At 73.2% G+C, this 24,331-nt stretch carries 21 protein-coding genes and 6 tRNA genes; 17 read left to right on the plus strand and 10 right to left on the minus strand.

The features are described 5' to 3' along the window. Positions 1-11 precede the first annotated feature (11 nt). The 3 genes from RM609_RS11955 (at position 12) to RM609_RS11965 (ending at position 3,147) form a co-directional block, all read left to right on the plus strand. On the plus strand, positions 12-563 hold the full coding sequence (locus tag RM609_RS11955) for a TetR/AcrR family transcriptional regulator (RefSeq protein ID WP_311610307.1): 552 nt from the start codon (positions 12-14) through the stop codon (positions 561-563). Then, the gene (locus RM609_RS11960) at positions 560-2,113 is read left to right on the plus strand and encodes an MFS transporter (RefSeq protein WP_311610308.1); all 1,554 of its coding nucleotides are present in this window, start codon (positions 560-562) and stop codon (positions 2,111-2,113) included. Before RM609_RS11955 ends, RM609_RS11960 begins: the two co-directional genes overlap by 4 nt. A 209-nt stretch (positions 2,114-2,322) precedes the next feature. Next, entirely contained in the window at positions 2,323-3,147 is an 825-nt protein-coding gene (locus RM609_RS11965; RefSeq protein ID WP_311610310.1) for an alpha/beta fold hydrolase, read from the plus strand. Positions 3,148-3,178: 31 nt separating this feature from the next. On the opposite strand, the gene RM609_RS11970 is transcribed toward RM609_RS11965, so the two are convergent. Then, positions 3,179-3,847 (minus strand): lysophospholipid acyltransferase family protein, encoded by a 669-nt coding sequence (locus RM609_RS11970; protein WP_311610311.1) that lies wholly within the window; start codon positions 3,845-3,847, stop codon positions 3,179-3,181. A gap of 244 nt (positions 3,848-4,091) precedes the next feature. Between RM609_RS11970 and RM609_RS11975 the strand changes: the two genes are divergently transcribed. From RM609_RS11975 to RM609_RS11985, 3 genes are all read left to right on the plus strand, one after another. Continuing rightward, complete coding sequence (locus RM609_RS11975; protein WP_311610313.1) at positions 4,092-5,267, plus strand: glycerophosphodiester phosphodiesterase; 1,176 nt, start codon at positions 4,092-4,094, stop codon at positions 5,265-5,267. A 76-nt stretch (positions 5,268-5,343) separates the two neighbouring features. Continuing rightward, positions 5,344-5,850, plus strand: a complete 507-nt coding sequence (locus tag RM609_RS11980) for a sigma-70 family RNA polymerase sigma factor (protein ID WP_311610316.1) — start codon at positions 5,344-5,346, stop codon at positions 5,848-5,850. A gap of 48 nt (positions 5,851-5,898) precedes the next feature. After that, the gene (locus tag RM609_RS11985) at positions 5,899-6,411 is read left to right on the plus strand and encodes a GNAT family N-acetyltransferase (RefSeq protein ID WP_311610317.1); all 513 of its coding nucleotides are present in this window, start codon (positions 5,899-5,901) and stop codon (positions 6,409-6,411) included. Between the two features lie 19 nt (positions 6,412-6,430). Here RM609_RS11985 and RM609_RS11990 read toward each other — a convergent pair whose 3' ends face one another. Together RM609_RS11990 and RM609_RS11995 are read right to left on the minus strand one after the other, a co-directional pair. Next, positions 6,431-6,850 carry a hypothetical protein gene (locus RM609_RS11990; RefSeq protein WP_311610318.1) on the minus strand — a complete coding sequence of 140 codons (420 nt, stop codon included), beginning with the start codon at positions 6,848-6,850 and terminating at the stop codon, positions 6,431-6,433. A gap of 1 nt (position 6,851) precedes the next feature. Continuing rightward, positions 6,852-7,211 (minus strand): hypothetical protein, encoded by a 360-nt coding sequence (locus RM609_RS11995; protein ID WP_311610319.1) that lies wholly within the window; start codon positions 7,209-7,211, stop codon positions 6,852-6,854. Positions 7,212-7,694: 483 nt separating this feature from the next. Here RM609_RS11995 and RM609_RS12000 point away from each other — a divergent pair, with 483 nt between their 5' ends. From RM609_RS12000 to RM609_RS12035, 8 genes are all read left to right on the plus strand, one after another. Next, entirely contained in the window at positions 7,695-8,744 is a 1,050-nt protein-coding gene (locus RM609_RS12000; protein WP_311610321.1) for a methionine ABC transporter ATP-binding protein, read from the plus strand. Further along, complete coding sequence (locus tag RM609_RS12005) at positions 8,741-9,526, plus strand: methionine ABC transporter permease (RefSeq protein ID WP_311610323.1); 786 nt, start codon at positions 8,741-8,743, stop codon at positions 9,524-9,526. Before RM609_RS12000 ends, RM609_RS12005 begins: the two co-directional genes overlap by 4 nt. A gap of 96 nt (positions 9,527-9,622) precedes the next feature. After that, on the plus strand, positions 9,623-10,495 hold the full coding sequence (locus RM609_RS12010; RefSeq protein ID WP_311610325.1) for a MetQ/NlpA family ABC transporter substrate-binding protein: 873 nt from the start codon (positions 9,623-9,625) through the stop codon (positions 10,493-10,495). 164 nt (positions 10,496-10,659) lie between these two features. Further along, on the plus strand, positions 10,660-11,325 hold the full coding sequence (locus RM609_RS12015; RefSeq protein ID WP_311610326.1) for a GNAT family N-acetyltransferase: 666 nt from the start codon (positions 10,660-10,662) through the stop codon (positions 11,323-11,325). A 117-nt stretch (positions 11,326-11,442) separates the two neighbouring features. Further along, the gene (gene cbiE / locus RM609_RS12020) at positions 11,443-12,714 is read left to right on the plus strand and encodes a precorrin-6y C5,15-methyltransferase (decarboxylating) subunit CbiE (RefSeq protein WP_311610327.1); all 1,272 of its coding nucleotides are present in this window, start codon (positions 11,443-11,445) and stop codon (positions 12,712-12,714) included. A 237-nt stretch (positions 12,715-12,951) separates the two neighbouring features. Beyond that, positions 12,952-17,151: a nicotinate-nucleotide--dimethylbenzimidazole phosphoribosyltransferase gene (cobT, locus tag RM609_RS12025; protein WP_311610329.1), complete on the plus strand. Its 4,200-nt coding sequence runs from the start codon at positions 12,952-12,954 to the stop codon at positions 17,149-17,151. A gap of 157 nt (positions 17,152-17,308) precedes the next feature. Then, entirely contained in the window at positions 17,309-18,544 is a 1,236-nt protein-coding gene (gene cobA / locus RM609_RS12030) for a uroporphyrinogen-III C-methyltransferase (RefSeq protein ID WP_311610330.1), read from the plus strand. A gap of 59 nt (positions 18,545-18,603) precedes the next feature. Further along, positions 18,604-19,422 carry a TrmH family RNA methyltransferase gene (locus RM609_RS12035; protein WP_311610331.1) on the plus strand — a complete coding sequence of 273 codons (819 nt, stop codon included), beginning with the start codon at positions 18,604-18,606 and terminating at the stop codon, positions 19,420-19,422. Here RM609_RS12035 and RM609_RS12040 read toward each other — a convergent pair. Continuing rightward, positions 19,397-20,671 (minus strand): serine/threonine-protein kinase, encoded by a 1,275-nt coding sequence (locus tag RM609_RS12040; RefSeq protein ID WP_311610332.1) that lies wholly within the window; start codon positions 20,669-20,671, stop codon positions 19,397-19,399. The two genes, RM609_RS12035 and RM609_RS12040, sit on opposite strands and share 26 nt — an antisense overlap. 592 nt (positions 20,672-21,263) lie before the next feature. Between RM609_RS12040 and RM609_RS12045 the strand changes: the two genes are divergently transcribed. Then, positions 21,264-21,482, plus strand: coding sequence for a hypothetical protein (locus tag RM609_RS12045; protein WP_311610334.1), 219 nt, complete (start codon positions 21,264-21,266; stop codon positions 21,480-21,482). Positions 21,483-21,686: 204 nt separating this feature from the next. Here the strand turns inward: RM609_RS12045 and RM609_RS12050 are convergent. The 6 genes from RM609_RS12050 to RM609_RS12075 all read right to left on the minus strand — a co-directional run bounded on the left by RM609_RS12050 (position 21,687) and on the right by RM609_RS12075 (position 22,222). Further along, positions 21,687-21,758: transfer RNA gene (locus RM609_RS12050), tRNA-Val, on the minus strand. Positions 21,759-21,777: 19 nt separating this feature from the next. Next, positions 21,778-21,852, minus strand: a tRNA-Val gene (locus RM609_RS12055). A gap of 21 nt (positions 21,853-21,873) precedes the next feature. Beyond that, a tRNA-Val gene (locus RM609_RS12060) sits at positions 21,874-21,945 on the minus strand. Positions 21,946-21,964: 19 nt separating this feature from the next. Beyond that, positions 21,965-22,039: transfer RNA gene (locus RM609_RS12065), tRNA-Val, on the minus strand. 1 nt (position 22,040) lies between these two features. Next, positions 22,041-22,114: transfer RNA gene (locus RM609_RS12070), tRNA-Cys, on the minus strand. A gap of 35 nt (positions 22,115-22,149) precedes the next feature. Continuing rightward, positions 22,150-22,222, minus strand: a tRNA-Gly gene (locus RM609_RS12075). Between the two features lie 230 nt (positions 22,223-22,452). Between RM609_RS12075 and RM609_RS12080 the strand changes: the two genes are divergently transcribed. Both RM609_RS12080 and RM609_RS12085 read left to right on the plus strand, forming a co-directional pair. Further along, on the plus strand, positions 22,453-23,496 hold the full coding sequence (locus RM609_RS12080) for a chorismate-binding protein (RefSeq protein WP_311610678.1): 1,044 nt from the start codon (positions 22,453-22,455) through the stop codon (positions 23,494-23,496). Beyond that, positions 23,493-24,314 carry an aminotransferase class IV gene (locus RM609_RS12085; RefSeq protein WP_311610336.1) on the plus strand — a complete coding sequence of 274 codons (822 nt, stop codon included), beginning with the start codon at positions 23,493-23,495 and terminating at the stop codon, positions 24,312-24,314. The genes RM609_RS12080 and RM609_RS12085 overlap by 4 nt, the downstream gene beginning before the upstream one ends. Positions 24,315-24,331 lie beyond the last annotated feature (17 nt).

Consider the following 24,331-nt stretch of genomic DNA (forward strand, 5'->3'; position numbering starts at 1 on the left):
ATGGTCGTCTCATGAGCCTTGACCGCCGCGAGCAGGTACTGAGAGCAGCCGCAGCCCTGCTCACCCGTAAGGCGACCGCCTCCATGGACGAGATCGCCAAGGCCGCCGGCATCAGCCGCGCCACCCTCCACCGCCACTTCGCCGGTCGCGACGCGCTCGTCAGGGCCCTGGAAAAGCTCGGCATCGAGCAGTTCGAGCGGGCCCTGGACGAGGCCCGGCTGGACGAGGGCGACGCGGCACAGGCCGTGCGCCGCCTGATCGAGAAGGCCGAGCAGGCCGCCGGTCTGATGTCCTTCCTCTACTCCGAGAACCAGCTCTTCGAGGGCGAGATCGACGAGGGCTGGAACCGCCTCGACGCCCGTGTCCACGCGCTCTTCCTGCGCGGCCAGGAGGAGGGCGCCTTCCGGGTCGACCTCTCACCCGCCTGGCTCACCGACGCGCTGTACGGGCTGATCGCCTCCGGGGTGTGGGCCGTGCAGGATGGGCGGGTGGCCGCCAAGGACCTCGCCCGCATGGTCTCCGAGCTCCTGCTCGGCGGGGCGCAGCGCAGGGCCGAGCGGTGAGCGCCCGGACCGCCGGCCCGGCGCCCGACGCGCCCGCGCCGGTGGAGACGCCGCGCCCGGGGCGCTGGCTGGCGCTGGCCGTGCTCGCCCTCGCCGTTCTGCTCGTCGCCGTCGACGCGACGGTTCTGGGGCTCGCCACGCCGTTCCTCAGTGAGGACCTGCGGCCGTCGGGCACCCAGCTGCTGTGGATCGGTGACGTCTACTCCTTCGTCATCGCCGGACTGCTCGTCTCCATGGGCAGCCTGGGCGACCGGGTGGGCCGCAAGAAGCTGCTGCTGACGGGCGCCGTGGCGTTCGGCGCGGTGTCGGTGCTCAACGCCTACGCGTCCAGCCCGGAGATGATGATCGCGGCGCGGGCGCTGCTGGGCGTGGCGGGCGCGACGCTGATGCCCTCGACGCTCGCGCTGATCCGCAATATCTTCCACGATCCCAAGGAGCGCAGCCTCGCCATCGGCATCTGGGGTGCCATGGCCTCCGCCGGCGCGGCCGTCGGCCCGGTGGTGGGCGGCTTCCTGCTGGAGAACTACTGGTGGGGCTCGGTCTTCCTGATCAACCTGCCGGTGATGGCCGTGCTCGTCCTCGTCGGGGCGAAGCTGCTGCCGGAGTCCAAGGACCCCGCCCCGGGGCCGTGGGACCTGCCGAGCGTGCTGCTGTCGATGGTCGGCATCATCACCCTGGTCTACGCGATCAAGGAGGGCGCCACCAACGGCTTCGCCTGGCCGGTCGCCCTGACGGCCGTGGTCGGCGCGGGGTCGCTGGTGTGGTTCGTACGGCGGCAGCTCACGCTGCCCTCGCCGCTGCTGGACATGCGGCTCTTCCACCACCGGGGCTTCTCGGCGGCGGTCCTGGCCGACCTGCTGACGGTGCTGGGGCTGTCCGGGATGGTCTTCTTCCTCTCCCAGTTCCTCCAGCTGGTGCAGGACCGCAGCCCGCTGGAGGCGGGGCTGGCCGAGCTGCCCGCCGCCGTCGGCGCGGTGACGGCCGGTCTGCTGGCCGGTCAGGCCGCCCGGCGCTGGTCGGTGCGCTCGGTGGTCGCCGGCGGGCTCGCGGCGATAGGGCTCGCACTGGCGGCGCTGGTCGCGCTGGGCGCGGACACCGCCTACCCGGTGCTGGGCGCGGCGCTGCTCGTCGTCGGCATCGGGGCGGGCTTTTCCTTCACCGTCACCGCGGATGTGATCCTCTCCAGCGTGCCCAAGGAGCACGCGGGCGCGGCCTCGGCGGTCTCGGAGACGGCCTACGAGCTGGGTGCCGCGCTGGGCATCGCCCTGCTCGGCACGATCGTCACCGGGGTCTACCGTGGGTTCACCGTGCCGGCCGGGGTCCCGGCGGGCGCGGCGGGCGACGCGCGGGAGTCCCTGGGCGGCGCGGTCGAGTCGGCCGCCACCCTGCCCGCGGACACGGGCGCGGCGCTGCTCGGCTCGGCGCAGGACGCCTTCGTCGAGGGGCTGCGGATCGCCTCCGGCGTCGGTGCGCTGGTGCTGCTGGTGACGGCGGTCGCCGCCTGGTTCCTGCTGCGCGGACAGCGGCTGGAGGAAGGGTACGGCGGCTGAGCCCATACGGGCTCGCGTGGGCTCGGATGAGCAAACACCACAGGGGCCGGGGTGGCAACCCCCGGCCCCTGTGACGTTTACCGGCGAGTAACTCTCTTGACGCAGTCCTGACACACCCGAGAACATCTCGTCCACCGGTCGACATTGTCGAACGTGGTTCGGACGAAGGCGTCCGCAGCAGCGACGCCATGTTCAAAGGAATCCCCCACATGCGTCTGCGTACCACCGCACGGTTCCTGGTCGCCGCCGCGGCCACCGCGGCCCTGAGCCTCATGGGGCTCACCGCGTCCCCGGCCTCCGCCTCGGTCCTGGACGTCCCGCCCAAGGGCGCCAACGACTGGTCCTGCAAGCCCGACTCGGCGCATCCGCAGCCTGTCGTGCTGGTCAACGGCACGTTCAAGCTGATGGCGGAGAACTGGGCCAAGCTCTCCCCGAAGCTCAAGGAGGCCGGCTACTGCGTCTTCGCCTTCAACTACGGGCACATGGAGACCGACCCCATCCCGCAGGCCGCCGCCGAGCTGCGCGACTTCGTCGAGGCCGTGCGGGGCGCGACGGGCGCTGCCAAGGTCGACATCGTCGGGCACAGCCAGGGCGGCATGATGCCGCGCTACTACGTGAAGTTCCTCGGCGGCGCGGACAAGGTCGACGACCTCGTGGGCATCGTCCCGTCCAACCACGGCACGCTGAACCCGCTCGCCATCCCGTTCGGCTACACCTTCTGCCCGTCCTGCCTGGACCAGCGCGTCGGCTCGGACCTGCTCAAGAAGCTCAACGAGGGCGACGAGACCCCCGCCGGGCCGGACTACACCGTCATCACCACCCGGCACGACGAGGTGGTCATCCCCTACACCAGCGCCCTGCTGACCGGCCCCGCCGAGCACCTCAGCAATGTCGTGCTCCAGGACAAGTGCCCGCTGGACCCCTTTATGCACGACCAGGCCACCAAGGACCCGGTCGTCGCCCAGTGGGTGCTGAACGCCCTCGGGCGCAAGGGCCCGGCCGACCCGGCGTTCCAGCCGCGCTGCCTGGGCTAGCGGCCGGACACCAAGCGGCGTCCGGCAGGGGTCAGGCCGCCTTGGCCTTGGTGGCGTACATGTCCACGTACTCCTGACCGGACAGCCGCATGACCTCGCTCATCACCTCGTCGGTGACGGCGCGCAGCACATAGCGGTCGCGGTCCATCCCCTCGTAGCGGGAGAAGTCCAGCGGCTCGCCGAAGCGCACCGTCACCGGCGCGATGCGCGGCAGGCCCCTTCCGGAGGGCTGGACCTTCTCCGTGCCGATCATCGCGAACGGCACCACCGGAGCGCCCGTCATCAGCGTCAGCCGGGCGATGCCGGTGCGGCCGCGGTAGAGGCGGCCGTCGGGGGAGCGGGTGCCCTCGGGGTAGATGCCGAAGACCTTGCCCTCGTCCAGCACCCGACGGCCCGTCATCAGCGCGGCCACCCCGCCGTTGCCGCCGTCGCGGTCGACCGGGATCATCCCGGAGGCGCCGAAGAACCACGCCATCAGCCGGCCCTTGAGCCCCTTGCCCGTGACGTACTCGTCCTTGCCGATGAAGAACACCTGGCGCTTGACGACCAGGGCGAGGAACAGCGAGTCCACGAACGTGGTGTGGTTCCCCGCGAGGATCACCGGCCCGCTCTCCGCGATGTGCCCGGCCCCCTCGATCTTCGGGCGGTACAGGACGCGCATGAGCAATCCGAGGAACGCCTTGAGCAGGATGCGGGACAACGGACCCTCCGGTCGTGATGTGCGGGACGGGCGCGCGGGGCGCGGTCGACGACGATACTCGCGGGTATGCCCCTTGTGCACGCGGGGTTGACCGAGTCGAAACAGAGTGTTGACGTGACTTTCCACTCCGTTCCCCATTCGTTCTTCAACCCGGAAGTCGGACGTGCATACGATCGGCCGACCGGGTAGCAGCCCACGGCACAGCCGTGGCACCACACGGCATCAGCACCACAGAAGGAGAAACATGCAGCAGGAGCAGCGGCCGGGCAGGCGCACGGTGCTGGGGGCCGCGGCGGCCCTCGGCGCGGGGGCGGTCGCCCTCGGCGGCGGAGCGGTTCCGGCGATGGCGGCCGGGCGGGAGACGGACCTCACGGCCGGGCGCGGCCACGGGGGTTCGCGGGGGGACCTGCCCGTGCCCACCGTCATCGGCCACCGCGGCGCCTGCGGCTACCGGCCCGAGCACACCTTCGGCTCCTACGAGTACGCCCTCGCCAACGGCGCGGACGTCATCGAGCAGGACGTCGTGCCGACCAAGGACGGCCACCTCGTCTGCCGGCACGAGAACGACATCACCGCCACCACCGATGTCGCCGACCACCCGGAGTTCGCCTCCCGCAAGACCACCAAGACCGTGGACGGCGAGAAGCACACCGGCTGGTTCACCGAGGACTTCACCCTCGCGGAGCTGAAGACGCTGCGCGCCAAGGAGCGCATCCCCGGCAACCGCCAGCACAACACCCTCTACGACGGCCGCTGGGACGTGCCGACGTTCGAGGAGGTCCTCAAGTGGGCCGACGAGCAGGGCCGCAAGCGCGGCCGCCGCATCTGGCTGCACGTGGAGACCAAGCACCCCACGTACTTCCGCAAGATCGGCCTGGGCCTGGAGGAGCGCCTCGCCAAGCTGCTGCGCCGCTACGGCCGCTCGGGGCGCAACGGCTACACGTTCCTCCAGTCGTTCGAGCCGAGCAGCCTCCAGCGTCTCGGCCGGCTCGGCCTCGACTGCCCCAAGATCCTGCTGCTGGACGACCTGCCCACCCGCCCCTGGGACTTCGTCGAGGCGAACGACCCGCGCACGGTCGCCGACCTCATCACCCCCAAGGGCCTGACGTGGGTCTCCGGCTTCGCGCAGGGCATCGGCCCCTGGGTGAACCAGATCATCCCCCGGGACAAGAACGACCGGCTCACCAAGCCCACCACGCTGGTGCGCGACGCCCATGCCGCCGGGCTGATCCTCCACCCGTACACCATGCGCAACGAGAACAGCTTCCTGCCCGCCGACTTCCGCCGGGGCACGGACCCGAACGCCTACGGAGACGCGTTCGGCGCGTTCAAGGCGTACTTCGCGACGGGCATCGACGGCATATTCTCCGACAACTGCGACACGGCGGCCATGGCGCGGGCGGATTTCCTCAAGCACTGACCCTCGCGCCTCACCCGGACGGGTGAATTCCGGGTAGCCCGGAACCGGTGGGCGGGGGCGCCACGTCCCCGCCCGCATGACCACTCAGAGTGATCTCCTGACCCGGCTGAGCCCCCTGCTCAAGGCGGAGTGCGCCGCCGAGGCGCACTCCGCCGGCCTGGACGCCGCCGACCTCGAACAGTCCGTCTGGCTACGGCTGCTGAGCGAGCGCCGCGCCGGGGAGCCCGTCGCGCGCTTAACCGCGGCCGTCCGGGCCGAGGTCCGGGCCGCCCTGAGCCGGGCCCGGCGGGAAGTGCTCTACGACCCCACCGCCGAGGCCGCCTCCACGCCCGGCGAACGGGTGGACTCCGGGGTGGAACAGGCCGTACTGGCCGCCGAGTCCCGCCGCGAGCTCCGGGCCGCGATCCGCCGGCTGCCAGGCCGCTGTCCCCGGCTGATTTCCGCGCTTCTTTCGGGCCACGACCCGACCTACCGTGAAATCGCAGGGAAGTTGGGAATGTCACAAGGATCTTTGGGGCCCGTACGTTCCCGTTGCCTGGGATGCCTGCGCAGAATGCTCATGGCAGAGATTGCCGCTCCTTGACCCGGGGAAAGGAGCGTTAAGCGACCCAGCAAGGGGAGGCGTGCGCACATGGGCATGAGCGTGACCATCTCGGCCGCGGCCGAGCACGATGCCGAGCAGATCCTCAAGCTCCAGTACCTCTGCTATCAGAGCGAGGCGGAGCTCTACGGCGACTACACCATCGAACCCCTGACGCAGACGCTCGACGACCTGCGCGCCGAACTGGGCCGCGGCTGTGTGCTCGTGGCCCGGCTCGGCGAGGAGGTCGTCGGCTCCGTCCGCGCCGCCGTCGACACCGAGGGGACGGCCGTCATCACCGGGCTGATCGTCCACCCCCGGCTGCGGCGGCACGGCCTCGGCGGGCGGCTGCTCGCCGCGATCGAGGAGCGGCTGGCGGGGGAGTGGGGCGCCAAGCGGTTCCGGCTGGCCACCGGCCGGCGCGGCGAGGGGAGCCTGCGGCTGTACCTCAAGTGGGGCTACACCCGTACCGATGCCGAGCCGGCCGGGCGGAACCTCACCGCGGTCACCCTGGAGAAGGAGGCCGGTCCCGCCGGGGCGCACGCCCTGGTGACGAGCGCCTGACGCGGGGCCGTGCCGGGCCTCAGCGCGGGGCCCGGCGCAGCCAGACCATCGCGGTCACCGGCAGGACGACCGGGATGAAGAGATAGCCCATGCCGTAGTCCGACCAGACCGTGGCGTCGGGGAAGGCGGACGGCTCCAGCAGCGTCCAGGTGCCCACGGTCACCACACCCACCAGCTCGGCGGCGCAGCACACCAGCGCCGCCCTGCGGGCCCGCCCGCCGCCGCGCACCAGCGAGTACGTGATGAAGGCGTAGACCACGGCGGCGGCCGCCGACAGGACGTACGCGAGCGGCGCCCGGCCGAAGTCCATGATCATCTGGACGATCGAGCGGGAGGCCGCCGCGACGGTGAAGACGCCGTAGAGCCAGACCAGCAGCCGGCCCGGCCCCTGGCCGAGGTCGAAGCCGGCCCGCTCGCCCGTGTCCGTGTGCTCGGACATGTCAGCCACCCCAGATGTCGTAGAGCCGCACTTCCAGCACGGCCAGGATCACGGCGCCCGCCGCCACGGTGGCCGAGCCCCAGCGGGTCCGCTCGGCCAGGGACATAAAGCCCGCCGCGGGTACGGCGGCCGCCGCGCCCAGCAGATAGGCCACGAAGATCGCTGTGCCCTGCGCCGGCTTGTCACCGCCGGACAGCCGCACCACACCGATGACGAGCTGCACCAGCGCCAGGGCCGCGACCACGGCCATGCCGATGAAGTGCCAGTCCTTGGTGGGCTCGTCCCGGGCGAAGGCGAAACCGCACCAGGCGGCCAGCGCGAGAGCGGCCAGACCGGCCGCGAGCGTCAGCGCGTCGAGCACCGGGACCCCCGGGTGACGCGGGTGTGCGAAGGGGACGAGACAGGCATGGGACGACTTTAAACGCCCGGCACGGGCCCCTCGCGCGCACCCCCGCCGCACCCCCGCGCGTCCAGAGGGCGAGAGATCGCGTCCGCTATTCGGACAGGCTTGGCCGATTCGCACGCCCGTCTGTTTTACTTGCCCGCATGACCACGACGAGCACCCGCATCTTTGCGACCGAGGCGATGACGACGCCCGGTGCTGCTCGTCGCATGTGTCGAATGTGTGACTGCTGAGGGCCCCTGTGCCTCGCGCCCCGAAGCGAGACCCCGTAGCGCACCCCGTCCGGCCACCTGCCGGAGGGAGCCGCGCCGCCCCCGCGTCACCAGATGCCCTTGAGATACGAGCCCCACGCGCTCGCCAGGGCACTCCGATGCCGCGTTCCGCAATGAATTCCCGTGCCGGCGCCATCGCGTCGCGCACTCGACAGTGACGGAAACCCCTGTGATCACCACTAAGGGCCTGACAAAGGTCTACCGCTCACGCGGCCGCGAGGTCACCGCCCTCGACGGCGTCGACCTCCACGTCCGTGAGGGCGAGGTGTACGGCGTCATCGGCCAGAGCGGCGCCGGCAAGTCGACCCTCATCCGCTGCGTCAACCTCCTGGAGCGCCCCACCTCCGGCACGGTCACCGTCGCCGGCCAGGACCTCACCGCCCTCGCCGGGCGGGGCCAGCGGGCCGGCGCCGAGCTGCGCAAGGCACGCAGCCGCATCGGCATGGTCTTCCAGCACTTCAACCTGCTCTCCTCGCGGACCGTGCAGGCCAACATCGAGCTGCCGCTCGAGATCCTCGGTGTCTCCGGCAAGGAGCGCGAGCGCAAGGCCCTGGAGCTGCTGGACCTCGTCGGCCTCGCCGACAAGGCCAAGGCCTACCCCGGCCAGCTCTCCGGCGGCCAGAAGCAGCGCGTGGGCATCGCCCGCGCCCTGGCCGGCGACCCCAAGGTGCTGCTCTCCGACGAGTCGACCTCCGCGCTCGACCCGGAGACCACCCGCTCCATCCTCCAGCTGCTGCGCGACCTCAACCAGCAGCTCGGCCTGACGGTCCTGCTGATCACTCACGAGATGGACGTCGTCAAGACCATCTGCGACTCCGCGGCCCTGATGAAGGGCGGCCGCGTCGTGGAGTCCGGCACCGTCTCCGAACTGCTCGCCACCCCCGGCTCCGAGCTGGCCGCCGAGCTGTTCCCGGTCGGCGGCGAGCCCTCCGGCCCGGACCGCACCGTCGTGGACGTCACCTTCCACGGCGACGCCGCGACCCAGCCCGTGATCTCCCAGCTGTCCCGTACGTACAACATCGACATCTCGATCCTGGGCGCCGCGATGGACACCGTCTGCGGCAAGCAGGTCGGCCGGATGCGCATCGAGCTGCCCGGCCGGTTCGAGGAGAACGTCGTCCCGATCGGCTTCCTGCGCGAGCAGGGCCTCCAGGTCGAGGTGGCCGACGCGAAGAACCCGGCGCCTGCCGACTCGCTCCTTAAGGAAGGTGCCAAGTGACCTGGGCCGAGATGCAGCCACTGCTGCGCGACGCGTGTCTCGACACGCTCTTCATGGTGTGGTGGTCCACCGTCTACGCCGTCATCGGCGGCCTGCCGCTGGGCCTGCTGATCGTCCTGACCGACCGCGGGGGCCTCCTCCAGAACGTCGCGGTCAACAAGGTCCTCGGGGCGATCCTCAACCTGGGCCGCTCGCTGCCGTTCATCATCCTCATCGTCTGGCTGATCCCCTTCAGCCGGATGGTGGTCGGCACCTCCATCGGTCCCAGCGCGGCCGTGGTGGCGCTCGCCATCGGGGCGATCCCCTTCTTCGCCCGGCTGGTGGAGACCGCCGTCCGCGAGGTCGACCACGGACTGGTCGAAGCCGTGCAGTCGATGGGCGGCGGCACCGGGACGATCGTCTTCAAGGTGCTCCTCCCGCAGGCCCTGCCCTCCCTCCTCGCGGGCCTGACCACCACCGTCATCACCCTCATCGGCTACTCCGCCATGGCGGGCGCGGTCGGCGGCGGCGGCCTCGGAAACCTCGCCATCACCTATGGCTACCAGCGGCGCGAGGACGCGCTGATGAACATCACCATCCTGCTGCTGATCGCCATCGTGACCGTCGTCCAGCTCACCGGCGACCTCGCCGTACGCCGCCTCGCCTCGCGCGGCGGCCGCCAGGCGGCCCCCGTCGGCCTCCGCCGCCTCCTGCCCGCCCGGCGCGAGCCCGCCGCCGCGGCCGCCACGACCCCGGCCACGGGCGTCGCGGAGCCCGAGGCCGTCCTGGACAAGGCGGTCTGACCCGCACCACCCCCCAAGACTCCCCGGAGCCCGGACCCTTTGCCGGGCGTCAGTACCGGGGCACCCGAGAAACACCAAGCAAGGAAGGCACTCTTCGTGCGTACCACCGTCAAGCTCACCGCCGCCCTCGCGGCCGCCGCCGCCCTGACCCTCGGCCTGAGTGCCTGCAGCGCGCCGTCCGACACCTCCTCCTCCGGCAGCTCCAAGAAGGGGAAGGACGCCGACCCGGCCGCCAAGCTCGTCGTCGCCGCCAGCCCCACCCCGCACGGCGACATCCTCAACTTCGTCCGCGACAACCTCGCGGCCAAGGCCGGCCTGAAGCTGGAGGTGAAGGAGTTCAACGACTACGTCCTCCCCAACACCGCCACCCAGAACGGCGAGGTCGACGCGAACTTCTTCCAGCACAAGCCCTACCTCGACGACTTCAACAAGAAGAACAAGACGGACATCGTGCCCGTCGTCAACGTCGAGATCGAGCCGCTCGGCCTCTACTCCAAGAAGGGCAAGAAGGTCGCCGACCTCGGCTCCGGCTCCACCATCGCCGTCCCCAACGACGCCACCAACGAGGGACGAGCCCTGAAGCTGCTCGCCGACAACGGCGTCATCAAGCTGAAGGACGGCGTCGGCGCCGCCGCCAAGCTCTCCGACGTCGCGGACGACAAGGGCGTGAAGTTCACCGAGCTCGAGGCCGCCCAGATCCCCTCCCGCCTCGACGACGTCGACGCCGCGGTGATCAACGGCAACTTCGCCATCAGCGCCAAGCTCAGCCCCGCCAAGGACTCCATCGCCCTGGAGAAGGCGGAGGGCAACCCCTACGCCAACTTCCTGGCGGTCAAGAAGGGCAACGAGAAGGACCCCCGGATCGAGAAGCTCGCCAAGCTCCTCAACTCCGACGAGGTCAAGAAGTTCATCGAGCAGAAGTTCAGCAACGGCGCCGTGATCCCCGCCTTCGGCCCCGTCGCGAGCTGACACCTTGTAACCTCGGCCATCCGTACGGACACAGGCCCCGCGCACACGATCCCCCGTGCGCGGGGCCTGGCGCTTGGCGCACCCGCCATCACATGCTGCATGCTGGTGCACCCGGGCCCGTCCCGTACCACCCGAGCCCACCCGCCGCGGCGTTGGAGCAGCGCATGACTTCCACCTTTCCGGACATCTCCATCAGTACGGACCGGCTGGTGCTGCGCCCGTTCGAGGCCGGGGACATCCCCCCGCTCGCCGAGATGATGAACGACGAACTCGTCACCGCCTGGACCTCGGCTCCCTACCCCTACACCACCGCCGACGCCCGCGACTGGGCGCTGCGCCGGGCCCCCTCGGAACGCCTCTCCGGGCGCGGAATCGTCTTTGCGGTCGCCGAGTTCCTCACCCAGCGCCTCGTGGGCACCCTCCACCTCCGCAACACCGACTGGCGCACCCTCACCGCCGAGGTCGCCTATGTCACCGCGCCCTGGGCCCGGGGCGAGGGCTACGCCTGCGAAGCCGTGCTCGCCGCCGCCGAATGGATCTTCCGCGACCAGAAATTCGAACGCCTGGAGATGCGCACCGCCGCCGACAACACCGCCGCCCAGCAGGTCGCCCAGAAGGCCGGCTGTGTCAGCGAGGGCGTCCTGCGCAGCGCCTGGATAGCGCGCAGCCGCAACGAGGGCGGCGTCGGCTGGACCGAGTCCCGGACGGACCTCCTCATCTGGAGCCTCCTCCCCGAGGACCTCGACGAGCTCCAGGAACCCCGGACGGGCGGCGGATACGACTACACCTCCGCCGGGGGCTACGCCTCCGCGCTCCATAACTGGCGCTGAGCACCCCCGCCACCGCGCCCGGACGGGTACCCGGCCGGGGTACGCTCACCCTGCCCGTTCACGGGCACCCCCACCCCGCGACCGCCCGACCCGACAAGCCCCAGGAGACTGACGACGATGGCCGACCGGGTCACGGTGATCGGGTGGGACGGCTCACCGCTGACGGCCGCGGCCCGCTCCGCCCTCGGGGCCGCCACCCTGGTCGCCGGAGCCGCGCATCACCTGGCCCTGCCCGAGGTGCCCGCCGACGCCGAGCGCGTCCGCCTCGGCAGCGTCGACCTCGCCGCCCGTCGCATCGCCCGGCACCGCGGCTCCGCCGTCGTCCTCGCCGACGGCGACCCCGGCTTCTTCGGCGTCGTCCGCACCCTGCGCGCCCCCGAGCACGGCCTGGAGGTCGAGGTGGTGCCCGCCGTCTCCTCCGTCGCCACCGCCTTCGCCCGGGCCGGCATGCCCTGGGACGACGCCCAGGTCGTCGTCGCCCACAGCCGCGACCTGCGGCGCGCCGTCAACGTCTGCCGCGCCCACCCCAAGGTCGCCGTCCTCACCTCGCCCGGCGCCGGCCCCGCCGAGCTCGCCCTCCTCCTCGGCCCCGTCCACCGCACCTTCGTCATCTGCGAGGAGTTGGGCACCGAGCGCGAACAGGTCACCGTCGTCACCTCCGACCGGGCCGCGGACCACAGCTGGCGCGACCCGAACGTCGTCATCGTCATCGGCGGCCTCGGCGCCCCCACCGGCCGCGGCGGCTGGATCGCCGGCCGCGACGCCGGCTATCCGCCCGCCCTGCGGGGCTGGGCGCTGCCGGCGGACGCCTACGCGACGGGCGCCGACGCCGCCGGCGGTGGCACGGACGCCTCCGGTGACGGGCTCGGGCTCGGTCTCGGGCTCGGCGAGGGGGAGTCCACCGAACTGCGCGCCGCCCAACTGGCCCGGCTCGGCCCGCGCGTGGGCGACCTCGTCTGGGACATCGGCTCCGGCAGCGGCGCGGCGGCCGTCGAGGCCGCCCGCTTCGGCGCCGCCGTCATCGCCGTCGACCGCGACCCCGCGGCCTGCCGCCGCACCACCACCGTCGCCCGGCGCTACGGCGTCCAGCTCCAGGTCGTCCAGGGCCTCGCCCCACAGGTCCTGGAGGACCTGCCGGAGCCCGACGTCGTCCGGGTCGGCGGCGGGGGAGCCCCCGTCGTGGCCGCCTGCGCGGACCGCCGCCCCGAGCGCATCGTCGCCCACGCCGCCACCCGCGACGACGCCGAGGCCATCGGGAGGGCGCTCGCGGAGGGCGGATACGCCGTGGAGTGCACGCTGCTCCAAGCAGTGGAGTTGGACACAAGCGCCTGGACGGAGCGGGAGCGCGCCGTAGCCTTCCTTCTGAGTGGCCGTCGTACGCACCCTTGAGAACGGGCGACCGTGCGGAGGGTAGGCTGGCGGATCGTTGTGCAGCCGCCTCGGTCGCCTCGATCGCCTCGGTGTCCGACACCACAGCCGTCAATGCTCCGAACGCACCCCCCGCTTGGCGCGTGCAGGGCAGGGTGGCACCGGACGGTACACAACGTGCCGCGACGTACACGCGCTCGTTCTTCTTCGTGGGCGTGAGCGGTTGGAAGGAGCACTACCGATGGGCGAGGGGTACGCATGACCGACACCGGCCGGTTCCCGGACGAGGGACAGCCGGAGAACGCAGGCGCACTGCCCGGCCACCCGCTTCCCGCGGATGGTACGGCCCCTGCCGACCCCGGAGACCCCACCGCCTACGCCTACCTCGACCACGACGCCGCGGACGAGGACGACCTGCTGCTGATGCCGGGTGCCCAGGGCGCCTGGAGCGAGCAGCCCACCGCCCCGGGCGGTACGCATGAGACGGGCGGCCGCGACACCGGCTCCCTCGACTACACGAGCGTGCGCGCCCCGGCGCAGGCCACCGCGCCCGCGCCGCCGCGCCGCCCCCTCCACCTGGGCCCGCCCGTCCCGGAGCCCAACAGCGGAGTCGTCCGCTCCCTCGCCGACCGCGGCCCCGCCGCCCCGCAGCAGCCCGTCGGCTCCCCGGCCCGCCCGCCGGCCCCGCCGGTCGGCGGCGTCGAATACCTGGACGTTCCGCCGACGGACCTGTCACCGGCGGAGGCCGCGTCGGCGGACGTTCCGCCGGTGGCCTTCGTGCCGCCGCAGCACACGGCCGACGCGGTCGCGACCGCCAACGACATAGGCGCCGGCGGCCCGGCGACGGCTCCTGACGGCACCTCGGCCGCCACGCCCCAGCCGCCCACCTCCGCCGTCCCCACCCCGCGCGTCCCCGAGCCCGCCCCCGTCATGACGGTCGCCCCCGGCGCGGCCCAGGCCCTCGTCGACCGAGTGGCGACGACGCCGCCGGGAGGTACGCCGGTGGGTGCGGTGGCCCTGATGGATGCCGCCGCCGAGACGGCTTCGGCCGAGGCCGTGCCGGTTGACGCCGGTGCGGTCGCGGCAGCCGCGGGCGCGCCGGTCGTGCCGAGTGACGCGCCGTCTGCCGAGGGCGTGGCCGACGCGGTTCCGGCTGACGCCGCCGGGACGACGGCCGGGGGCCTCGCGGCGGAGCATGCGCCCGCTGCCGGGGACGCGCCGGTCGCGACTGATGCGGTTGTGGCTGACGCCGTCACGCCCGAACAGACGCCCGCCGATGCGGGCGCGCCTGTCGCGCAGGACGATGCGCCGTCGGCGGAGGGTACGGCCGTGGCTGAGGCCGCCGGGGCGGTAGCCGCGGGCGTCGCGCCCGAGCCCGCTTCCGCTGCCGCGGGCGCGCCGGGTGACGTGCCGTCGGACGACGCCGTCGAGGCGGCTGTGGCCGCGCCCGTTGACGCGCCGTTGGCCGAGGCGACGGTCGGGGCCGCTCCGGCTGCCGAGCCGGCCGTCGAGCCGGTCGCCGGTGGAGTGGACGAGTCAGCCTCGGCCGTGCCGGGTGACGTGCCGTCCGCCGCCGAAGACACCGTGCCGGAACAGATCCCTGCGGCCGCGCAGGTGGGCGAGAGCGTGCCGGGTGACGATGTCGCGCCGCCCGAGCCCCTTCCGGACCCCGTACAGCAGGCCCCGGCCGCCGTTCCGGCGGCCGCCGAGGCCCAGCGGACCGCACCCGCCCCGGGCGTACCCGCCGGGGTGCGGGGCATGGGCGTCATGGCGTTCCTCGACGCCCCCATCCCGCAGGCCGTGATCGACGCCGTCTTCGCCCCGGAGGCGGCTGTGCAGTCCGTCCCGGCGCATGCCGTTGCCGTCGTCGACGGCAGCGCGCCCGAGGGCGCGGCATCGCAGGCCGGCTCCGCCGCCGACGGCAGTGCGGCTGTGACTGAGAGCGCGGCGTCGCAGACTGCCGCCGCCACCGATGGTGGACAGTTCGTCCCGGCACAGCCTGTTGCCGTCGCTGACGGGCAGTCCGTTCCGGCGCAGTCCGACGCTGTCGCCAGTGGCAGCGCGCCTGCGGCCGGGCAGCCCGCCGACGTTGACAGCGACGCATCCGCGCAGGCGGCTGACGCCTCTGCACCGCAGGCCGCGCCCGCTGTGGCGACGGAGGGGGCCGCTGCCGACGGCGGTGCGCCTGAGGAGGTCGCGACCTCGCAGGTCGCGGCTTCCGTGGCGGCGGACGGGACCACCGCCGAGGTCGGGCAGTCCGACGCCGCCGACGGTGCTCCCACGACCGGGGACGCCGTATCACCGGCCGCCCCCGCTGTCGTCGCCGACAGCACCACGCCCGCGCAGGCCGATGCCGTCGCGCCGCTGATGGCCGCCCCTGCCACCGGCGGCGAGCAGCCCGACGCTGCCGCCGTCGTCGACGGTGCCGTGCCCGCGCAGGCCGATGCCGCCGCTCCGCAGGCAGCCGCCCCCGCCACCGGCGGCGAGCAGCCCGACGCCGCCGCCGTCGCCGATGGCACCGCCCCCGCGCCGGCCGAGGCCGCCCCGGCCGACACCGCAGCCGACATCGCCGCTCCGCAGGCACCCGCGCCCGCAGCCGCTGTCGTCACCGACGGCACCGCGCCCGCCCCCGCCACGGCGGGCGAGCAGCCCGCCGCAGGCGACCCCGCGCAGCCGGATGCCGCCACCGTCACCCCCGAGCCCGCCGCAGGCGAGCCCGCAGGCGACCCCGCCGACGGCTACGCCGACGCCGAGCGCGCCGCCGTGCATCGCGTGATGCGCGAGCGCCGCGACATCCGCAAGGGCTTCCGGACCGACCCCGTCCCGCACGAGGTGCTGCTGCGCGTCCTCGAGGCCGCGCACACCGCGCCCAGCGTGGGGCACTCGCAGCCCTGGGACTTCGTCGTCATCCGCTCCGCGGAGACCCGTAAGACGATGCACGAGCTGGTCTCCCGGCAGCGCGAGGCGTACGCGAAGTCGCTGCCGAAGGCGCGGGCCAAGCAGTTCAAGGAACTGAAGATCGAGGCGATCCTCGACACGCCCGTCAATATCGTCGTCACCGCCGACCCCACCCGGGGCGGCCGCCACACCCTGGGCCGGCACACCCAGCCGCAGATGGCGCCGTACTCCTCCGCGCTCGCCGTGGAGAACCTGTGGCTCGCCGCCCGCGCCGAGGGCCTCGGCGTCGGCTGGGTCAGCTTCTTCGACGAGCGCGAGATGGTCCGCGCCCTCGGACTGCCCGAACACCTTGAGGTCGTCGCCTACCTGTGCGTCGGCTACGTCGACGAGTTCCCGGAGGAGCCCGAGCTGATGCAGGCGGGCTGGTCCAAGCGGCGGCCGCTGTCGTGGGTGGTCCACGAGGAGGAGTACGGGAACCGGGCGCTGCCCGGCGAGGATCCGCACGACCTGCTCGCCGAGACCCTGCGCGGCATCCGCCCGCTGGACGCCAAGGCACTCGGCGAGGCGTGGGAGCGCCAGAAGCGGATGACCAAGCCGTCCGGCGCGCTCGGCATGCTGGAGATCATCTCCGCCCAGCTGTGCGGGCTGTCCCGCAAGTGCCCGCCGCCGATCCCGGAGCCCGCGGCCGTCGCGATCTTCGCGGGTGACCACGGGGTGCACAACCAGGGCGTCACGGCCTGGCCCCAGGAGGTCACCTCGCAGATGGTGGCCAACTTCCTGGGCGGCGGCGCCGTGTGCAACGCCTTCGCCAACCAGGTCGGTGCCGAGGTCTGCGTCGTGGACGTGGGCGTCGCGGGCGAGCTGCCCAGCACCCCCGGCCTGCTGCCGCGCAAGATCCGGCCCGGTACGAGCGACTTCACCACCGGTCCCGCGATGACCCGCGACGAGGCGATGCGCGCCCTCGAAGTGGGCATCGAGACCGCCCGCGACCTGGTCACCGCCGGGAACAAGGCGCTGCTCACCGGTGAGATGGGCATCGCCAACACCACGGTGTCGGCCGCCCTGATCTCCGTCTACACCGGCGCGGACCCGGCCGAGATCACCGGGCGGGGCACGGGCATCAACGACGAGATGCACGCCCGCAAGATCGACGTGGTGCGCCGGGCCCTGGAGCTCCACCAGCCGGACCCCAAGGACCCGATCGGCGTCCTCGCCGCCGTCGGCGGCCTGGAGCACGCCGCGATGGTCGGCCTGATCCTGGGCGGCGCCTCGCTGCGGACGCCCGTGATCCTGGACGGCGTGAGCGCGGGGGCCGCGGCCCTCGTCGCGCGGGCCGTCGCCCCGGAGGCGCTCGCCGCCTGCATCGCCGGTCACCGCAGCGCGGAGCCCGGCCATGTCGCCGCGCTCACCAAGCTCGGCCTACGGCCGCTCGTCGACCTCGACCTGCGGCTCGGCGAGGGCACGGGTGCGTTGCTGGCGCTGCCGATCGTGCAGAGTGCGGCGCGGGCGATGCATGAGGTGGCCACGTTCGATACGGCCGGGGTCAGCGAGAAGGGCTGACCGGTACTGGTCGCGTTGCCCCCTACCGGGGTTGCCGGTGGGGGCGCGCGCCGTCGTCCTGGTTGTGGGCAATCGTTCCCGCCAAGCGGAACGATTGCCCACAACCACGCACCCCGTAAGGTGTCCCCACCAGCGCTTTCGTACGAGGAGACCTGCCATGGCCCGGACCGAACAAGCCGCTTACCCCGTCGGACTGCGTCTTGCCGGTCGCCGTGTGGTCGTCCTCGGCGGCGGTCAGGTCGCCCAGCGCCGGCTCCCCGCCCTGATAGCCGCGGGGGCGGACGTCCTGCTCGTCTCCCCGTCGGCCACCGCCTCCGTCGAGGCCATGGTCGACGCCGGTGAACTGTGCTGGGAGCGCCGCCGCTACCGGGACGGCGACCTGGACGGCGCCTGGTACGCCCTGATCTCCACCGACGACCCCGCCGCCAACGAGGCGGCCTCCGCCGAGGCCGAGGCCCGCCGCGTCTGGGCCGTGCGCAGCGACGACGCGGACGCCGCCACCGCCTGGACGCCCGCCACGGGCCGCAGCGAGGGCGTCACCGTCGCCGTGCTCACCGGGCAGGACCCGCGCCGTTCCGCCGCAGTACGGGACGCCATCGTGGAGGGCCTGCGCGACGGTTCGCTGGCCGCGCCGCACTACCGGGCCCGTGCCGCGGGCGGCGGCAGCGTCGCCCTCGTCGGCGGCGGCCCCGGCGACCCCGACCTGATCACCGTGCGCGGCCGCCGGCTGCTCGCCGAGGCCGACGTCGTCATCGCCGACCGCCTCGGCCCCCGTGACCTCCTCGCCGAGCTGCCCCCGCACGTCGAGGTCATCGACGCGGCCAAGATCCCCTATGGGCGGGCCATGGCCCAGGAGGCCATCAACGCCGCCCTCGTCGAGCACGCCAAGGCCGGCAAGGCGGTCGTCCGGCTCAAGGGCGGCGACCCCTTCGTCTTCGGCCGCGGCATGGAGGAGGTCCAGGCCCTGGCGGAGCACGGCATACCCTGCACCGTCGTCCCCGGCATCTCCAGCTCCATCAGCGTGCCCGGCGTCGCCGGAATCCCCGTCACCCACCGTGCGGTCGCCCATGAGTTCACCGTGGCCAGCGGTCATGTCGCCCCCGACGACCCCCGCTCGCTGGCCGACTGGGCGGCGCTGGCGCGGCTGCGCGGCACCCTCGTCCTGCTGATGGCCGTCGAGAACATCGGCGCGATCTCCGAGACGCTCGTCCGTCACGGGCGACCGGCCGGCACGCCCGTCGCGGTCATCCAGGAAGGCACCACGGCCGCCCAGCGCCGCCTGGACGCCACCCTGGCGACCGTGTGCGAGCGGGTCCGGGCCGAGGGCATACGTCCCCCGGCCGTCATCGTGATCGGCGACGTCGTCACGGTCGGCCCGCGCACCGGCGACTGACCGGCCCCCTCCGCGAGCACACCACCACCGGCACCACGAGCACGACAAGGCGGCGCCCCATGGCCGACATCATCACCATCGAAGACCCCGACGACCCGCGCCTCACCGACTACACCGGCCTGACCGACGTCGAGCTGCGCCGCCGCCGCGAGCCCGCCGAGGGGCTCTTCATCGCCGAGGGCGAGAAGGTCATCCGGCGCGCGGGCCAGGCCGGCTACGCGATGCGGTCGATGCTGCTGACGGCCAAGTGGGTCGAGGTGATGCGCGACGTCATCGACGAGAGCCCCGCCCCCGTCTACGTCGTCACCCCCGAGCTGGCCGAACGGGTGACGGGCTATCACGTGCACCGCGGCGCGCTCGCCTCGATGGAGCGCAAGGCGCTGCCGGAGGCGGGGGAGCTGCTGCGCACCGCGCGGCGCGTCGTGGTGATGGAGCGGATCAACGACCACACCAACATCGGCGCGATCTTCCGCAGCGCGGCCGCCCTCGGCATGGACGCGGTGCTGCTCTCCCCGGACTGCGCCGACCCGCTCTACCGGCGCTCGGTGAAGGTGTCCATGGGCGCCGTCTTCTCCGTGCCCTACGCGCGCCTCGAGTCCTGGCCCCGCGATCTGGAGACCGTCCGCGAGGCGGGCTTCCGGATCCTGGCCCTCACCCCGGCCGAGCGGGCCACCTCGATGGACGACGCGGCCCCGCACCGCCTGGAGCGGGTCGCGCTGATGCTCGGCGCGGAGGGTGACGGCCTGTCCGACCGCGCCCTGCGGGCCTCGGACGAGTGGGTGCGCATCCCCATGGCCCACGGCGTGGACTCGCTCAACGTCGGAGCGGCCGCCGCCGTGGCCTTCTACGCGGTCACGAGCGGGCGTCCCCAGGACTGACCGCCCCGGTGGCGCCGGTGCCGACGCCGGTGGAGGCGACCGGCGCCGAGGGCACCCCGCCCAGCGAGCGGGCCGGGCCCTGACAGCCCTGGGCCGCCGCGATCCCCAGGGCGACCAGCAGCGTCACCACCACGAACACGATCAGCCGCTGCCGCAGCAGCTTGCGGTCCGGGCCCGGCCGCCGGGCGCCCGCGCCCGTACGGGCCCCGGGCCGGGGCTGCCGGCCGGGCCGCTGCGGCGCGGGCCGCCGCTCCGGCGCCCGTACCCCCTCGGCCGGACGCTCGGGGGCGTGCGGCCGCTGTGGGCGCGGCGTGGGCGCGCCGCCCGGACGGCGCTCGGTGCGCTGCCGTTCGTACTGCGCGGCGCTGCGCACCGACGGCCGGTCGGGCTCACGGCGGGGGGCCGGCGGGCGGCCCTCGGCGATGCCGTGCGCCTCGCGGGCCGCGATCTCCTTGAGCCGCAGCGACAGCTGAAGGGTGCTGGGCCGCTCCTCCGGGTCCTTGGCCAGGCATGCGTGAATCAGCGGCGCCAGCGCGTCGGGGACGCCCATGAGCTGCGGTTCCTCGTGGACCACGCGATAGAGCATCACCTCCGAACTGCCCTGCCCGAACGGAGAGTCCGCCGTGCAGGCGTAGGCGAGCGTGGCGCCCAGCGCGAAGACGTCCGTCGCGGGGGTCACGGCCGCACCGCGAACCTGCTCCGGCGCCAGGAAGCCCGGCGAGCCCACCGCCGTGCCCACATGGGTGAGGGTGGAGGCCCCGGTCGCCCAGGCGATGCCGAAGTCGATGATGCGGGGGCCCTTGGGGGAGAGCAGGATGTTGGAGGGCTTGAGGTCGCGGTGGACCACCCCCGCGTCGTGCACCGCGAGCAGGCCCTCGGCCAACGCGGCCCCGATGGACGCGGTCTGAGCCGCCGACAGGGGCCCTTCCTCGTTCACCTTGTCGTGCAGCGAGGGTCCGGGCACGTACTGCGTGGCGAACCACGGGCGGTCCGCATCCAGGTCGGCGGCCACCAGCCGCGCCGTGCAGCCGCCGCGGATCCGCCGCGCGGCGGAGACCTCCCGGGCGAAGCGGGAGCGGAACTCCTGGTCCTCCGCCAGATCCGGCCGGATCACCTTCAGCGCCACCCGCTGGCCGCGCCGGTCCGAGCCCAGGTAGACCACGCCCATGCCGCCCGCGCCGAGCCGCCGGTGCAGCCGGAACGAGCCGACGACTCGCGGGTCCTCGCGCCGGAGCCGCATCATCGTCATCTTCGTCCCCTACCTCCGGTGGGGCTGCCCCACTTAGCTGCCCGGCCTCTGACGAGCCACAGCTTACGGATTGACGGACGGTCGCGCTCAGAGGCCGCGCATGCGTCGGCGAGTGGATTACCGGTGCCGGGGGAGGGGAGCGCGGGCCGCTCTGGGGGCCCGGGGCGCCCGGCCACGGCCCCGGGACGGCCTCCCAAGATCCCGTACGGAGAAGGGGATTGACGCGGTCCGCGGCGGCCCGGCGGGCCGGAGGCCGCCCGCCCGGGGCATGACCCGAACGTATGACGTGGCGGGGGAAGGGGCCGGGCGGAGGGCCGTACGGGCGCCCCACCGGGGCGGGCGGGAAGTGAGGGAAGTCACCCGGGGGCGCCCCCTGGGGGAAGACCCGGGGTCCGGGGCCCTTGTTCTCCACCCCTGGGAGTAGCCCGTGCCGCCCGGCCTCATCCTCCCGTAGAACGCCCAAAGGGTACGAGGGCATGACGACCGGCCCGGGCGCCGCGCCTAGATTGGAAGGCAAGCGGCGGGTACGCATACTCGTCCCCCGAGGTCAGGTACCCGCCGCTCCCTACGACGGATGAGAAGGAGCGGGGCGGTGGCGGACATCGCGGGGCGCACGGCCCACCGGTCGCCCGGCCGGGCGCAGGCCCATCAGGTCCTGGACGCCCTCGGCGACCGTCCCTCCGCCACCCGGCATCCGCTGATCGCGGCGGCCATGGTGCTGCCGCTGGCGGCGCTCCTCGCCGTCGTCTTCGGCGGCTGGGACGCCGTCGTCACTCAAGCGTCGTCCGTGGCCGGACTGCTGGGGCACTGAAAGCCCATCGCGCCCGGGAGAGCGGCCCGGGCCGGGCGGACCGGCGGATATGACCCCGTGGGGACGGGGGTGCGGCGGACGGCACGACGGCCGGGTACCTGGGGAGGTACCCGGCCGTCGCGTTTTCCCAGGTGGGAGCAGGATGAGGGCAAGGAAAACAGCCGGGGCCGGAGCTCTTCCGAGCTCCGGCCCCGGCCGGTCGTGTGCGCGATACTGGGATTGAACCAGTGACCTCTTCCGTGTCAGGGAAGCGCTCTCCCGCTGAGCTAATCGCGCGGGAAGGTCCATGGGGACCTGGTGGACGATACTGGGATTGAACCAGTGACCTCTTCCGTGTCAGGGAAGCGCTCTCCCGCTGAGCTAATCGTCCGGGATGGTGCTGCGTACTGCGTGCGCGATACTGGGATTGAACCAGTGACCTCTTCCGTGTCAGGGAAGCGCTCTCCCGCTGAGCTAATCGCGCGGGAAGGTCCTTGCGGACCTGGTGGACGATACTGGGATTGAACCAGTGACCTCTTCCGTGTCAGGGAAGCGCTCTCCCGCTGAGCTAATCGTCCTTGGAGGTGGAGACGGGATTTGAACCCGTGTAGACGGCTTTGCAGGCCGTTGCCTCGCCTCTCGGCCACTCCACCAGGAGTGCGGGGGTTCGGGAAGATCCCCCAACTCGAGCGGACGACGAGACTCGAACTCGCGACATCCACCTTGGCAAGGTGGTGCTCTACCAACTGAGCTACGTCCGCATTTGGCCTCTCCCGGGGGTTTCACCCGAGAGCTGCTCTCCGCCGTTTCGCTTCCGCGTCCCGGCGACGTGTTGAACTTTAGCGGATTCCGGCGCCAGCTCAAATTCCGTTTGCCCAGCATGCTGCGCTGATCGTTCTCGGGGCCGTCGTCCGGCCGTCGTCAGGAGGCCGCCCGGGGGCCCCGCCATAGACTCGATGACGTGCACAGCCTCCTCCCGACGCCCTCCCCGATGGCTCGCTTCGGCGGGCTCCTCGCCACCGATCTCCGCGACGTCACCACCGACCCGGCGGCCCTGGAGTCCACCGGCTGGTGGGCCGTGGTCGCCGACTTCGAGGGAGGGCTGTGCTGCGCCCGCTTCGGCGACGTACGCCCCGCCCCCGCGCCCGGCCCGGAGGCGGGCGCCTCCTGGCGCGGCCCCGCCCCGGACACCTGGACCAGCTCCCTGGACCGCGACGGCTACGTCGCGGGCGTACGCCGCGTCCGCGAGCACATAGCGGCCGGCGAGGTCTACCAGGCCAACCTCTGCCGGGTGCTGAGCGCGCCGCTGCCCGACGCGGACCGCGCCGACGTCGACGCCCTCACCGCCCTGCTGGCCCGGGGCAACCCCGCCCCCTACGCGGGCACGGTCCGGCTGCCCGCCCACGGCATCGAGGTGGCCACCGCCTCGCCCGAGCTCTATCTCCGCCGCGAGGGCACGACGGTCACCTCCGGCCCCATCAAGGGCACCGGCCGCACCGCCGCGGACCTGCTGGAGAAGGACCACGCCGAGAACGTGATGATCGTGGACCTGGTCCGCAACGACCTCGGCCGCGTCTGCGCCACCGGATCGGTGACGGTCCCCGAGCTCTGCGCCGTCGAACCCCACCCCGGCCTGGTCCACCTCGTCTCCACCGTGCGCGGCGAACTCGCGGAGAGGACGGGCTGGCCCGAGCTGCTCGCCGCCACCTTCCCGCCGGGCTCGGTCACCGGCGCCCCCAAGAGCAGCGCCCTGCGGATCATCGAGGCCCTGGAGACCGCGCCCCGCGGCCCCTACTGCGGAGGCGTCGGCTGGGTGGACGCCGACCGGGGCACCGGCGAGCTCGCCGTCGGCATCCGCACCTTCTGGATCGACCGCACGGCCACCGGCGGCCCGGTGCTGCGCTTCGGCACCGGCGCGGGCATCACCTGGGGCTCCGACCCGGAGCGCGAGTGGGCCGAGACGGAACTCAAGGCCGCCCGCCTCCTCGCGATAGCGTCGGGCACACATCAGCCGGCAGGAGGGACGGAACGGTGATGATCTGGAGCGACGGCGCGCTCCGCGACGCGGACAGCGCGCGTGTCTCGGTGTTCGACCACGGCCTCACGGTCGGCGACGGCGTCTTCGAGACCCTCAAGGCGACCGACGGCAAGGCCTTCGCCATGACCCGCCATCTGGCCCGGCTCGCCTCCTCGGCCCGCCTCCTGGGCCTGCCCGAGCCCGACCTCGACGAGGTCGGCCGGGCCTGCGCGGCGGTCCTGGAGGCCAACCGCATGCCGCTCGGCCGGCTGCGCGTCACCTACACCGGCGGCATCGCCCCGCTCGGCTCCGACCGCAGCACCGCCCGGCCCACCCTCGTGATCGCCCTCGCCGAGCACACGGTCCCGGCCCCCGCCACCGCCGCCGTGACCGTCCCCTGGACCCGCAACGAGCGCGGCGCCCTCGCCGGCGCCAAGTCCACCTCGTACGCGGAGAACGTCGTCGCCCTCGCCCACGCCCGCACCCACGGCGCCACCGAGGCGCTGTTCGCCAACACCGTCGGCGCGCTCTGCGAGGGCACCGGCTCCAACGTCTTCGTCGTCCTCGACGGCGAGCTCCACACCCCGACGCTCTCCTCGGGCTGCCTGCCCGGCATCACCCGCGCCCTCGTCGTCGAATGGGCCGGCGCCAAGGAGACCGAGCTGCCCTTCGACGCTCTGGAACGCGCCGAGGAGGTCTTCCTGACCTCCTCCCTCCGCGACGTCCAGGCCGTCCGCACCCTCGACGGCCGCCAACTGCCCGGCGCCCCGGGCCCGGTGACGGCCAAGGCGATGCGGATCTTCGAGGAGCGCTCGGCCGCCGACATCGACCCGTAGCCGCACCGATCGACGGG

Origin of the sequence: Streptomyces hesseae (assembly GCF_031845785.1) — a bacterium.
Taxonomy (GTDB): domain Bacteria; phylum Actinomycetota; class Actinomycetes; order Streptomycetales; family Streptomycetaceae; genus Streptomyces; species Streptomyces hesseae.

Excerpts from the sequence above, each read along its gene's own strand:
- RM609_RS11955 (WP_311610307.1), top strand. The coding sequence starts at position 12 with ATGAGCCTTGACCGCCGCGAGCAGGTACTGAGAGCAGCCGCAGCCCTG.
- RM609_RS11965 (WP_311610310.1), top strand. The coding sequence starts at position 2,323 with ATGCGTCTGCGTACCACCGCACGGTTCCTGGTCGCCGCCGCGGCCACC.
- RM609_RS11975 (WP_311610313.1), top strand. The coding sequence starts at position 4,092 with ATGCAGCAGGAGCAGCGGCCGGGCAGGCGCACGGTGCTGGGGGCCGCG.
- RM609_RS11980 (WP_311610316.1), top strand. The coding sequence starts at position 5,344 with ATGACCACTCAGAGTGATCTCCTGACCCGGCTGAGCCCCCTGCTCAAG.
- RM609_RS11985 (WP_311610317.1), top strand. The coding sequence starts at position 5,899 with ATGGGCATGAGCGTGACCATCTCGGCCGCGGCCGAGCACGATGCCGAG.
- RM609_RS11990 (WP_311610318.1), bottom strand. The coding sequence starts at position 6,850 with ATGTCCGAGCACACGGACACGGGCGAGCGGGCCGGCTTCGACCTCGGC.
- RM609_RS12015 (WP_311610326.1), top strand. The coding sequence starts at position 10,660 with ATGACTTCCACCTTTCCGGACATCTCCATCAGTACGGACCGGCTGGTG.
- cbiE (WP_311610327.1), top strand. The coding sequence starts at position 11,443 with ATGGCCGACCGGGTCACGGTGATCGGGTGGGACGGCTCACCGCTGACG.
- cobT (WP_311610329.1), top strand. The coding sequence starts at position 12,952 with ATGACCGACACCGGCCGGTTCCCGGACGAGGGACAGCCGGAGAACGCA.
- cobA (WP_311610330.1), top strand. The coding sequence starts at position 17,309 with ATGGCCCGGACCGAACAAGCCGCTTACCCCGTCGGACTGCGTCTTGCC.
- RM609_RS12035 (WP_311610331.1), top strand. The coding sequence starts at position 18,604 with ATGGCCGACATCATCACCATCGAAGACCCCGACGACCCGCGCCTCACC.
- RM609_RS12040 (WP_311610332.1), bottom strand. The coding sequence starts at position 20,671 with ATGACGATGATGCGGCTCCGGCGCGAGGACCCGCGAGTCGTCGGCTCG.
- RM609_RS12080 (WP_311610678.1), top strand. The coding sequence starts at position 22,453 with ATGGCTCGCTTCGGCGGGCTCCTCGCCACCGATCTCCGCGACGTCACC.